Below are 12,887 nucleotides of genomic sequence, written 5' to 3'. Positions count from 1 at the left end.
AAGAACAGGATATGAAAGGAAGAATTATATGGAGATAAAAGAAATCTCTGTTCCGCTACAAGGTGTTGTAGGGGACTACATAAAGAGTGATAATAAGATACAAACGTGTTTTGACTATGCATTGACAGAGGCAGGCTTTAAACAACGCTTGTATGATTTGCGCAATCGCAAGTTCTTCCGTCAAGAGTTGGTGGAACATTTATTAGAATATAATAAGCAATTGCAAGCAGGACAATCTACGATTCAAAATATAGAAGCGTTAGCAGATGAGAATACATATGTTGTGATTGGAGGGCAGCAGGCTGGGTTATTGACAGGGCCGCTTTATACGGTGCATAAAGTGATCTCTATTGTACAGCTTGCAAAAGAAAAAGAAGCCAGTCTAGGTACTCGAGTTGTTCCAGTTTTTTGGATTGCTGGTGAAGATCACGATGTTGATGAAATTAATCATACGTTTGTAACGAAAAATAAAAAAATTAAAAAGATGATTTTTCATGATCGCCATTCGAAAAAAACGAGTGCTTCAGAATCGGAGATTTCTATTGAAGATTGTAGCAAGTGGATCGAGGAGATTTTTAAAACGTATCCGGAGACAAATTTCACAAAAGATGTACTACAGTTTATTCAAGAGGCTTTAGAAGAATCTAGCACATACGTAGACTTCTTTGCGCGTTTGATTACGAAGTTATTTGCGGATACAGGTTTAATTCTTGTCGATTCACATCATCCAAATCTTAGAAAATTAGAAGTGTCCTTTTTCAAAAGGATTATAAGTCAGTACAAAGAAGTCCAGGAAGCTCTTCATAATCAACAACAGATCGTTAAAGAATACGGTTATAAACCAATCATTGAAACGAAACAAAATGCTATACATGTATTTATGCAAATTGATGAAGAACGTGTATTGCTAGAAGAAGAGAACGGTAAGTTTGTAGGAAAAAGTGGCATTTATTCATTTTCATATGAAGAATTGATAGAGGAAATGGAACAGAGTCCAGAACGTTTTAGTAATAATGTTGTAACGAGACCTCTTATGCAAGAATATCTCTTCCCAACAGTAGCTTTTATTGGAGGGCCGGGGGAAATTGCTTATTGGAGCGAATTGCAACAAGTATTTCATGTGTTTGATTTTCAAATGCCTCCTGTTGTTCCGCGTCTTACAATTAGTTACATGGAGCGCGATATTATAACGGATTTATATGATTTAAATCTCCAAGAAGAGGATCCGTTTGTAAAAGATCTTGATAAGCTGCGTGAAAAATGGCTATCGAATCAAGTGGAAGAACCGGTTGAAGAGAAATTTCAGGAAGCGAAAAAGAATATGATGGACATTCACTCTTCCCTGCAACAATTTGTAAATAGAATTGATCCAGGTTTAAAGGAATTTGCCGGAAAAAATGAAAGAAAGATTCAAGAACAAATTGAGCTGTTAGAAAGAATGCTAAAACAAAATCTGGAAAGAAGGCATGAAGTGGAATTAAATAAGTTTCGTCGTTTGCAATATGCACTTCGGCCGTTAGGAGCACCGCAAGAGCGAGTATGGAACGTATGTTATTATCTTAATCAGTATGGTCTTGATTTTGTTGAAAGAGTAACAAAGCAATCGTATTCTTGGAATGGAACACATCATGTTATAAAACTATAAAATCTTGCTCTTTGGAGCAGGATTTTATTTTTGTTTCGTGGAATTACCTGTAAAATGGTTTTTTCAGAATTATTAGTTTTATAGATAAGGAAACGTTAAGGATAATCAAAAGAGACGTATATGACAAAATAGCGCAAAATGTAAACGTATTATTGGTTTTTTCGACAGGTTTTTATTTAATTTCCCGCAAAAAATGATAAAATTTAGTATATAATAAATTAAAACTACGATTTGTGGAAATCGATTTTCACTCATGGTGCGCTAAATGAGCTGCTTGCTTGTAGCGTTTTATTTCTTCACTAAATTTATAGGGGAAGAGAAAAAAGTTCAACATAATTATTTGGAAAAAGAGTAGGTGCAACGATGTTTAAACACGTAACAGTGCTTTTAGAGGAAACAGTAGATGGCTTGGATATAAAGCCAAATGGTACATATGTAGATTGTACACTAGGTGGTGGAGGACATAGTTCTTATTTGTTATCTCAGCTAACGGAAGGAGGAAAGTTAATTGCATTTGATCAAGATGAAATTGCAATTCAAAATGCAAAAGACAAATTTTCTTCTTATGGTGAGCAATTTATAGCAGTAAAAAGTAATTTTCGTTATTTATCAGAGAAACTACATGAGTTAGGGATTACAGAAGTAGATGGGATTTTATTTGACTTAGGTGTTTCTTCTCCACAATTAGATACACCAGAACGCGGTTTTAGCTATCATCATGATGCACCGTTAGATATGCGAATGGACCAAGAAGCTCCATTAACAGCATATGATGTTGTGAATAATTGGTCATATGAGCAACTTGTAAGGATTTTCTTTCAATATGGTGAAGAGAAATTTTCAAAACAAATTGCAAGGAAAATTGAAGCGTATCGTGAAAAGAAGAAAATTGAAACGACTGGGGAATTAGTGGAGTTAATCAAAGAAGGAATTCCTGCTCCTGCTCGTAGGACTGGCGGACATCCTGCAAAACGAGTGTTTCAAGCGATTCGCATTGCTGTAAATGATGAGTTGAAAGTATTTGAGGAAGCGTTGGAAGCGGCAATTGAAATAGTGAAACCTGGTGGAAGAATTAGCGTTATTACGTTCCATTCACTAGAAGATCGTATTTGCAAAACAACATTTAAAAGAAATAGTACAACACCAGAGCTCCCTCCAGGATTGCCGATTATTCCAGAGGAGTTTAAGCCGAAACTAAAGCTTATTACAAGAAAACCGATTTTACCATCTGACGTAGAGTTAGAAGAAAATAATCGAGCGCGTTCGGCAAAGTTACGGATTGCTGAAAAACGATAAAAAGGAGAGAGAGGTATGAGTAATTTAGCTGTAAAGTACAAACAACAAACGCAAGAACAAGTACAATCGCAAGCGCCACAGCAGATGGTACAGCCAAAGAAGACGAAGATTACACGAATAGAGAAGTTGTTGTATATGGCATTTATCGGTTTTTTATTATACGCTTGTGTGACGTTTATTGGAAATAAGGCGGGATTATATCAAGTGGATAGAGAAGCAGCGAAGATAGAAGATACAATTGTGAAACAGCAAAAAGAAAATCAAGAGTTGCAAGCCGAAGTAGAAAAGTTAAGTCGTTATGAGCGAATCGCTAAAATTGCAAAAAAACACGGGCTAGAAATTAATGCAAATAATGTGAAAGGTTTACATTAATGCAAATAGGTGTGAAACAATGATGAAGATGAACATGAACAAATTTCATACCAATAAGGGAGCAGGTTACTTTATGATATTTTTCCTCCTGCTCTTTTTGCTGTTGTTAGCCCGATTCTTTTATATTCAAGCAACAGGAACAGTGCATAATCAAGATTTAAGGAAACTAGCTCAGGCTAAACATAATAAAACAGGTGTACTAGAAGCAAACCGCGGTACCATTTATGATCAAAACGGTCATGTTCTTGCGCAGGATGCAAACTCATATAAGCTTGTTGCGGTACTTAAAGGGGATAATGCCGTTAAAAACAAAGAAGAAGCGGCGAAAAAAATTGCTGGTGTACTTGGTAAAGATGAAGAGAAAATTTTAACGATTCTAAAAAAAGACAAGAGCCAAGTAGAATTTGGACCGTTAGGAAAGAATTTAACGAAAGAAACGAAAGAACAAATAGAAGCTTTAAAGATACCTGGAATTTCGTTTATTACAGAAAAAGCTAGAGTATATCCAAATGGAGACTTCGCTTCTTACATACTAGGGTACTCCAGGATAAATGATCAAGGTACCACAGTAGGGGCGGGAGGCTTAGAAAAGAGCTTAGATAAGTTTTTACGCGCTTCTAATGGAAGTGTAGGATATACAGGAGGGCATAACGGTGTTCCTCTTGAAGGAGGAAAACAAAATATAAAGCCTCCTAAAAACGGCGATAATGTCTATTTGACAATTGATCAACGCATTCAAAGCTTTTTAGAAAATGCGATGAAGGCAGCGGCAAAGCATTATGAGCCCGAAATGCTAACGGCAGTAGTCGCTGATCCGAAAACAGGGAAAATATTAGCAATGTCTAGTAGCCCTAGCTATGATCCGAATAAACCAAAGATAGAGAACTACTTAAATATACCAGTTGCAACGACATTTGAGCCAGGATCGACAATGAAAATATTTACATTAGCAGCAGCAATTAATGAAGGAAAATATAATGGACAAGAATATTATCAATCCGGTACGTATCCAGTTGGCAATCGGAAAATAAAAGACCATAACGGCGGTGCTGGATGGGGATCCATTACATTTGATGAAGGAGTTGAACGTTCTTCTAACGTTGCATTTGCAATTTTGGGGGATAAAAAACTTGGTCCGGATTTATTCCGTCAATATATTCATAAGTTTGGCTTGGATGAAAAGACTGGCATCGATTTGCCCGGAGAAGTTGAAAATAAAATTGTATTTGATTCACAAATTCAGCAAGTAACAACTGCGTTTGGTCAAGGATCTACTGTAACTCCAATACAGCTTGTACAAGCTGCAACAGCGATTGCCAATGACGGGAAAATGATGAAACCATATGTTATTGATCGAATTGTAGATCCGATAACAGGAAAGGTAGAACTACAGCATAAACCAGAAGAGGTAGGGAAACCAGTTTCAAAAGAAACGGCAGCGCAAGTTAGACAACTATTAGAACGTGTCGTTACATCGCCAAAAGGAACAGGGAATGCCTATAAGATTGACGGATATTCAGTAGGTGGTAAAACGGGTACAGCACAAATTCCTGATGGAAAAGGCGGATACATGACTGGTAGAGAAAATTATATTTTCTCTTTCCTCGGTATGGCACCGATGGATGATCCGCAATTGGTTGTGTACTTAGCAATTAAACAACCAAAACTAAAAGACGATGAATACGGAGCAAAGCCGCTTGCTGAAATTTTCAAATCGGTAACAAAAGATAGCTTAGAATATTTAAAGATTAAGCCGAAGGAAGTAAAAGATCCGAAGAAATATGTGAAAGAACAGCAAGTAGTCGTTCCGGACGTTACAGGTAAAACAATGGAAGAAGCAAAAAAAATACTAGAAAAAGCGAATTTTAGACCAACTATACTAGGGGAAGGTAAAGTGAAGCAACAAGTGCCGAAAGCAACTGAAAAGACATTAAAAGGTGATCGTATTTTCTTAGTTGGTGAGCAACCTAAGATGCCGAATATCCAAGGCTGGGCACTGCGAGACGTGATGAATTTAGCTAAAACGTTAAATCTCAATTTAAAACCTTCTGGAACAGGATATGTAACCGAGCAAAATGTTGAAGAAGGAGCATTGTTGCAACCAGGGACAGAATTAGCTGTGACACTTATACCACCGCTTGAACCACAACAAGAGGCGGAGGAGCCGCAGTAGGAAATTGTGAAAGTGATAAACAAAAGTAGAAAGTTCTAATCAAATCGGTACAAGCATATATTGGAACAAGCTAGGCGTAAGGGGGGCTTGTTCCAATATGCGTGTTTCGAATGTAACGGTGAGAAAACGACTGATTTTTATACTGATATGTGGCTTGCTTGTTTTTACGATTATCGATATTCGGCTTGGATATGTACAATTTTTCCTGGGGAATATGCTAACGGATCGCGCAAAAGATTCATGGAGTCGTAATATTACCTTTGAACCGGAACGTGGGAAGATTTTAGATCGAAATGGTGTAGAACTCGCAACAAATAAAAGTGCGCCAACTGTTTTTGTGGTACCAAGACAACTCGAAAATCCAGCGGAAACTGCAGAGAAGTTGGCTGCAGTTTTAGGTGTGGAGAAAGAAGAAATTTATAAACGAATTACAAAGAAAGAATCTATCGTGAGACTCGACAAAGGTGGAAGGAAAATTCCGCATGATAAGGCGAAAGAAGTACGAAGTTTAAGTTTAAAAGGTGTATATATTGCGGAAGATTCTATTCGTCATTATCCATTTGGTAAATATTTAGCACATGTGTTAGGCTTTGCTGGGAGTGATAATCAAGGTCTGATGGGGCTTGAAGCATATTATGATAAAGAGCTAAATGGCGATAAAGGTTATGTTCGCTTTTTTGCTGATGCAAAAGGGCAGCGAATGCCTAATGTGGGAGATGATTTTAAAAAGCCAGAAGCGGGTTTGAATTTAAGGTTAACAATTGACTCTCGTATACAAGCGATCATGGAGAGGGAACTAAACATCGCGGATTCGACTTATAATCCGGATGGTATGATTGCAATTGCGATGAATCCGAAAAATGGTGAGATACTAGGGATGTCGAGCCGGCCAAGTTTTGATCCAGCAGATTTTCAAAATGTTTCTCCAGAAGTATTTAATCGAAACTTACCCGTATGGAGTACATATGAACCAGGATCAACTTTTAAAATTATTACTTTAGCTGCGGCTCTAAATGAAAAATTAGTAGACTTAGAGAAAGATACGTTTTATGATGATGGAGCAGCGGAAGTTGGTGGCGCTAGGCTGCGATGCTGGAAAGCTGGAGGCCACGGAAGTCAAACGTTTTTAGAGGTCGTACAAAACTCTTGCAACCCTGGATTTATTGAGCTTGGAGACCGCCTCGGTAAAGAGAAGTTATTCCAATACATTCGAGATTTTGGATTTGGGCAAAAAACGGGAATTGACTTGCAAGGAGAAGGAAAAGGGATTTTATTTAATCTTGATAAGGTAGGACCAGTTGAACAAGCGACAACATCATTTGGGCAAGGAGTTTCTGTTACACCTATTCAGCAAGTAGCCGCAGTAGCCGCTGCTGTCAATGGCGGGAATTTATATCAACCTTATATTGCTAAGGAATTCGTTGATCCAATTACGAAGCAAGTTGTCAGTAAAAAAAGTCCAAGTGTGAAAAGGAAGGTTATTTCCAAGGAAACATCAGAGAAGGTTCGATATGCGTTAGAAAATGTTGTTGCGAAGGGTTCTGGTAGGAGCGCTTATATTGATGGGTATCGCGTTGGAGGAAAGACAGGAACAGCGCAAAAGGTAAAGGATGGAAAATATTTAGACAATAACTATATTGTATCTTTTATCAGCTTTGCACCAGCAGATGATCCGCAAATTGTTGTGTATGTTGCTGTTGATAATCCGAAAGGGATCACGCAATTTGGTGGGGTAGTTGCTGCGCCGATTGTAGGGAATATACTTCGTGACGTTCTTCCTGCTATGGGGGTAGAACCGAGAAAAGAACAAGTGGAAAAAGAATATAAATGGGGCGATACACCTACTATAGAAGTTCCGGATTTAATTGGTATGGATAAAAAAGATTTACAAACACAACTCATAGACTTGAAGCTTGATGTGAGCGGTGAAGGAAAAAAGGTGATTAAGCAATCACCAGAAGCTGGTACAAAAGTAAAAGAAGGCTCAAAAATTAGAATTTACTTCGGTAATTAAAGGTAAGAGATTGTGTTTTATGGTACAATTGGTGGAAGTTAGTTCTATCATTTAGAGAAATGTTCTCGTGAAAATGCATTCTTATGAAAAGAAGGCATATGATTTTTAAGTATGAGAACGAAAGGTAAGGGAACTGGAATGAGACAATGATAGTCTCATTCATACATGGTTGTTGTTAGACCATGGGGTGTTACCTCCCGGTTTAAATGAGAAGTGGGAGGTAACTTATTTATAGAAAAGATAAATAAACAATGTAGAGAGGGTTTAGTGAAATGAAGTTGCACACACTTGTATCATGTTTGCATGATTTTCCAGTTGTTCCAAAAGAAAATCCAGAAATTACATCTATTGAAGCAGATTCACGTAAGGTAACAAATGGAAGCTTATTTGTATGTATGAAAGGATATACGGTTGATAGCCATGATTTTGCTGAGCAAGCAGCCGCGCAAGGTGCGGCTGCTATTGTTGCGGAAAGACCGATTGATGTTGACGTTCCAGTTGTACTTGTGAAAGATACTTTTCGTTCATTAGCTGTGTTAGCGGACTATTTTTATGAGCAGCCAACACACAAATTGCACCTCATTGGTATTACAGGTACAAATGGAAAGACAACAACATCGCACATTATAGATGAAATTATGCGAGCACACGGTCATAAAACAGGACTAATTGGAACAATTAATATGAAAATTGGCGATGAAACATTTGCAGTGAAAAATACAACACCTGATGCATTGACGCTTCAACAAGCATTTCACCGTATGGTGGAAGAAAATGTGAATAGTGCAGTTATGGAAGTTTCTTCACATGCATTAGATCGTGGTCGTGTACATGGTTGTGATTATGATGTAGCAGTATTTACAAATTTAACACAAGATCATTTAGATTATCACAAGACGATGGAAGAGTATAAGCATGCTAAAGGATTACTTTTTGCTCAGCTTGGTAATAGCTATCATCATAATCGCGAAAAGTATGCCGTATTAAATAATGATGATGCAGCAACAGAAGCGTATATAAGAAGTACAGCAGCTACGGTTGTTACGTATGGAATTGATACCCATAGTGATGTAATGGCGAAGGATATCGTTATGACAAGCGGCGGTACGACATTTACTCTTGTTACACCGCACGAAAGTAAAAAAATTACGATGAAATTAATTGGGAAGTTTAATGTATATAATGCTTTAGCCGCTACAGCAGCAGGACTTGTATCTGGTGTATCTCTGCAAACAATCATAGATGTTTTAGAACATTTAACTGGTGTTGCAGGCCGATTTGAAGTTGTAGATGGTGGGCAGGATTATACAGTAATTGTTGATTATGCGCATACGCCTGATAGTTTAGAAAATGTATTAACAACGGCGAAGCAATTTGCAAAAGGTAATGTATATTGCATCGTTGGCTGCGGTGGTGATCGTGATAGAACGAAAAGACCGATTATGGCAGGCGTTGCGACAGAATATGCAACCCATGCCATCTTAACTTCAGATAATCCGAGAAGTGAAGATCCACAAGCTATTTTGGATGATATGTTAACTGGTGTAAAAGGGAATAATTATGAAGTAATTGTTGATAGGAAGAAAGCGATTTTCCATGCTATTTCTGAAGCGCAAGCGGAAGATGTTATTATTATTGCTGGAAAGGGTCATGAAACGTATCAAATTATTGGAAAAGAAGTACATCATTTTGACGATCGTGAAGTTGCTAAAGAAGCAATCACAGAACGTTTAAACAACAGAGAGTAACAACATGAGAGGGGGACTACATGTGCTTGAACAAGGTTTATTAGTAACGGCTGGGGTAGCGTTCTTAATTTCAGTTGCCCTTTCGCCATTGTTTATTCCGTTTTTACGAAAATTAAAGTTTGGACAGAGCATTCGCGATGAAGGACCGAAATCACATCAAAAAAAATCAGGAACACCAACGATGGGTGGTATTGTTATTTATGTGTCTATGATGGTAACAACACTCATTATGGCAATTAAGTTTGAACATTTAGGTGCAGAAGTGTCATTACTATTATTAGTAACGTTTGGTTACGGGTTGATTGGTTTTTTAGATGATTATATAAAAGTCGTTAAGAAACGTAACCTAGGTTTAACGTCAAAACAGAAACTACTTGGGCAACTGATTATTGCCATTGCGTTTTTTGCTATTGCGAAAGGGCAAGGGTTTGATACACATTTAATGATTCCAGGAACTGATATTACATTTGATTTATACTGGGCATATTTTATTCTTGTGTTGTTTATGCTTATTGGGGGATCAAATGCAGTCAATTTGACAGATGGCCTAGATGGATTACTATCAGGAACAGCCGCTATCGCATTTGGTGCGTTTAGTATCATAGCAGTAGCGCAAGAACAATATGCAGTAGCGATTTTCTGTATGGCAGTTGTAGGGGCTGTACTTGGATTCTTAGTATTTAATGCGAACCCTGCCAAAGTCTTTATGGGTGATACAGGCTCACTTGCTTTAGGGGGCGCAATTGCAGCTGTGGCGATTTTGTTAAAACAAGAATTATTACTTGTTATTATTGGCGGCGTATTTGTAATGGAAACTTTATCTGTTATTATCCAAGTTATTTCATTTAAAACAACTGGAAAACGTGTCTTTAAAATGAGTCCACTACATCATCATTATGAATTATGTGGTTGGTCAGAATGGCGTGTTGTTGTAACATTTTGGTCTGTAGGATTTTTACTAGCAGTATTAGGAATTTATATCGGGGTGTGGATGTAATTGAAAACGGTAACTGATTATCAAAATAAAAATATTCTTGTATTAGGTATTGCAAAAAGTGGGTATGCAGCAGCAAATTTATTAAAAAGCTTAGGAGCAAATGTCATTGTAAATGATGGGAAGCCTTTAGCGAATAATGAGTTAGCAGCAGAACTACAAGCGAAAGGGATGGATGTAGTATGTGGAGGCCATCCATTAGAATTATTAGAAAGAAATATTGCGCTTGTAGTGAAAAATCCAGGAATCCCATATTCCAACCCACTGCTAGTTGCAGCGACAGAGAAACAGATTCCTATTATCACGGAAATAGAATTAGCATATCGTATTTCAGAGGCGCCATTTATTGGTATTACAGGATCAAATGGTAAAACAACAACAACAATGCTAACGTTTGAAATGTTAAAAGAGGGAGAAAAGCATCCCGCTATTGCTGGTAACATAGGAACAGTAGCATGTGAAGTAGCACAGGCGGCGAAAGCGAATGAAGTGCTTGTGACAGAACTTTCATCATTTCAATTAATGGGTGTGGAGACATTTCAGCCTAAGATTGCCGCATTTTTAAACTTATTTGAAGCACATTTAGATTACCATGGTACAAAAAAAGAATATGGTTTAGCGAAAGCGAATATTTTTAAAAACCAGACAGCAGCAGATTATAGTGTGATAAATGCAGATGATGCGGATGTGATGGAATTATCTGCTAATAGCAAAGGGCAAAAGATATTGTTTTCTACTACAAAAGAAATTGAAGATGGCGCATGTATAAAAGAGAATGCTCTGTATTTTAAAGGTGAGAAAGTTGTTGAAATCAAGGACATTGTTTTACCAGGTAAACACAACTTGGAAAATATTTTGGCGGCAATGAGTATTGCGAAATTGTTAGGTGTAGCAAATGAGGCAATTGTTGCCGTGTTAAAACGATTCACAGGTGTAAAGCATCGTTTAGAATATGTAACAACGATTCATAACCGAAAGTTTTATAATGATTCAAAAGCAACGAATATATTGGCGACGGAGAAGGCATTATCAGCATTTACAAGCCCTGTTATTCTACTTGCAGGCGGACTAGATCGCGGGAATGAATTTGATGATTTAATTCCGTATTTTGAACAACATGTAAAAGCGATTGTAACTTATGGACAAACTGCACCGAAACTCGTTCATGCAGCTGAAAAAGCAGGGGTAGCAATTATTGAAGCTGTCCATCATTTAGAAGAAGCGGTAGAAAGAGCATATGCTCACTCTGCTGATGGAGATGTTATCCTACTTTCACCAGCATGCGCGAGCTGGGATCAATTTAAAACATTTGAAGAAAGAGGAGACATTTTTATACAAGCTGTGCATAAACTTATATAAAGTAAAACAAAACATCAGTAGGCTAACACCTACTGATGTTTTGTTACATAGGACAAAAATGCTTTGTCTATAAAGGTGGTGGTCATTGCCAATGAAAAAAACGCCTGATTTTATTCTCATTATTGTTACGCTTTTATTATTAACAATCGGAATGATTATGGTCTACAGTGCAAGCGCTGTCTGGGCTTCCTATAAGATGGGAGATTCATTCTTTTTTGCGAAACGGCAACTACTATTTGCAGGCCTTGGAGTAGTGGCGATGTTTTTTATTATGAAAGTCGATTATTGGGTGTGGCGAAACTATTCCAAGGTCATTTTACTTGTTTGTTTTATTCTTCTTATTCTTGTCCTCATTCCTGGAGTCGGACTTGTTCGAGGAGGAGCGCGGAGCTGGATTGGTATCGGAGCGTTTTCCATTCAACCTTCAGAGTTTATGAAGTTTGCGATGATTATTTTCTTAGCCAAATTTTTGGCTGAAAAACAGAAGGTGATTCCGTCGTTTAAACGAGGGTTACTTCCTGCACTTAGTTTTGTTTTTGTAGCTTTTGGAATGATTATGCTTCAGCCTGATTTAGGAACAGGAACAGTTATGGTTGGGACATGTATTATTATGATCTTTATTTCAGGAGCGCGTGTTTTTCATTTTGCAATGTTAGGATTAGTTGGTATAGCTGGATTTGTTGGACTAATTGCCTCAGCACCTTATCGAATAAAGCGAATTACATCTTATTTAGATCCTTGGTCGGATCCTCTTGGAAGTGGATTCCAAATTATTCAATCATTACTTGCGATTGGTCCGGGCGGTTTATTTGGACTAGGGTTAGGGCAAAGCAGACAAAAGTTTCTGTATTTACCAGAACCACAAACAGACTTTATATTTGCAATTTTATCAGAAGAACTAGGTTTTATTGGCGGTTCGTTTGTGTTATTATTATTTAGTCTGTTATTGTGGCGTGGAATTCGTATAGCGTTAGGAGCGCCTGATTTATATGGCACGTTTTTAGCAGTAGGTATTGTGGCGATGATTGCGATTCAAGTGATGATTAATATTGGTGTTGTAACAGGGCTGATGCCTGTTACAGGAATCACTTTGCCATTTTTAAGTTATGGTGGATCAAGTTTGACTTTGATGCTAATGGCAGTGGGCGTATTGTTGAATATAAGCCGACATTCTCGCTACTAAACCCTGTTTATAAGACAGGGTTTTTCGTATGTATGAGAACGTCATTTATCTCGCAACAGCCTGATTGGTGAGGGCTCATAATGAATGGGGGATGAAGAACCCC

Annotated in this window: 9 protein-coding genes; all 9 read left to right on the top strand. The window is 37.6% G+C overall.

Going from position 1 to position 12,887, the window contains the following annotated elements:
* Nucleotides 1-28: 28 nt before the first annotated feature.
* The 9 genes from bshC (at nucleotide 29) to spoVE (ending at nucleotide 12,784) form a co-directional block, all read left to right on the top strand.
* Complete coding sequence (gene bshC, locus MR056_RS00595; RefSeq protein WP_012095010.1) at nucleotides 29-1,645, top strand: bacillithiol biosynthesis cysteine-adding enzyme BshC; 1,617 nt, start codon at nucleotides 29-31, stop codon at nucleotides 1,643-1,645.
* Nucleotides 1,646-2,008: 363 nt separating this feature from the next.
* A complete protein-coding gene (gene rsmH, locus MR056_RS00590; protein WP_012095009.1) occupies nucleotides 2,009-2,941 on the top strand; it encodes a 16S rRNA (cytosine(1402)-N(4))-methyltransferase RsmH in 933 nt (310 codons plus the stop codon).
* 15 nt (nucleotides 2,942-2,956) lie between these two features.
* A complete protein-coding gene (gene ftsL / locus MR056_RS00585; RefSeq protein ID WP_048721927.1) occupies nucleotides 2,957-3,313 on the top strand; it encodes a cell division protein FtsL in 357 nt (118 codons plus the stop codon).
* Between the two features lie 22 nt (nucleotides 3,314-3,335).
* Nucleotides 3,336-5,486, top strand: coding sequence for a penicillin-binding protein (locus MR056_RS00580; RefSeq protein ID WP_041810497.1), 2,151 nt, complete (start codon nucleotides 3,336-3,338; stop codon nucleotides 5,484-5,486).
* A gap of 97 nt (nucleotides 5,487-5,583) precedes the next feature.
* Nucleotides 5,584-7,500: a stage V sporulation protein D gene (locus MR056_RS00575; RefSeq protein ID WP_012095006.1), complete on the top strand. Its 1,917-nt coding sequence runs from the start codon at nucleotides 5,584-5,586 to the stop codon at nucleotides 7,498-7,500.
* Between the two features lie 272 nt (nucleotides 7,501-7,772).
* A complete protein-coding gene (locus MR056_RS00570; RefSeq protein ID WP_012095005.1) occupies nucleotides 7,773-9,248 on the top strand; it encodes a UDP-N-acetylmuramoyl-L-alanyl-D-glutamate--2,6-diaminopimelate ligase in 1,476 nt (491 codons plus the stop codon).
* A gap of 22 nt (nucleotides 9,249-9,270) precedes the next feature.
* Entirely contained in the window at nucleotides 9,271-10,245 is a 975-nt protein-coding gene (gene mraY / locus MR056_RS00565; RefSeq protein WP_012095004.1) for a phospho-N-acetylmuramoyl-pentapeptide-transferase, read from the top strand.
* Nucleotides 10,246-11,601 carry a UDP-N-acetylmuramoyl-L-alanine--D-glutamate ligase gene (murD, locus tag MR056_RS00560; RefSeq protein ID WP_048721934.1) on the top strand — a complete coding sequence of 452 codons (1,356 nt, stop codon included), beginning with the start codon at nucleotides 10,246-10,248 and terminating at the stop codon, nucleotides 11,599-11,601.
* Between the two features lie 91 nt (nucleotides 11,602-11,692).
* Entirely contained in the window at nucleotides 11,693-12,784 is a 1,092-nt protein-coding gene (gene spoVE, locus MR056_RS00555; RefSeq protein WP_012095002.1) for a stage V sporulation protein E, read from the top strand.
* Nucleotides 12,785-12,887: the final 103 nt, after the last annotated feature.

Origin of the sequence: Bacillus cereus group sp. BfR-BA-01360 (assembly GCF_022663595.1) — a bacterium.
In the GTDB taxonomy this organism is placed as follows: domain Bacteria; phylum Bacillota; class Bacilli; order Bacillales; family Bacillaceae_G; genus Bacillus_A; species Bacillus_A cytotoxicus.
This window is presented reverse-complemented; position numbering and strand designations above follow the sequence as displayed.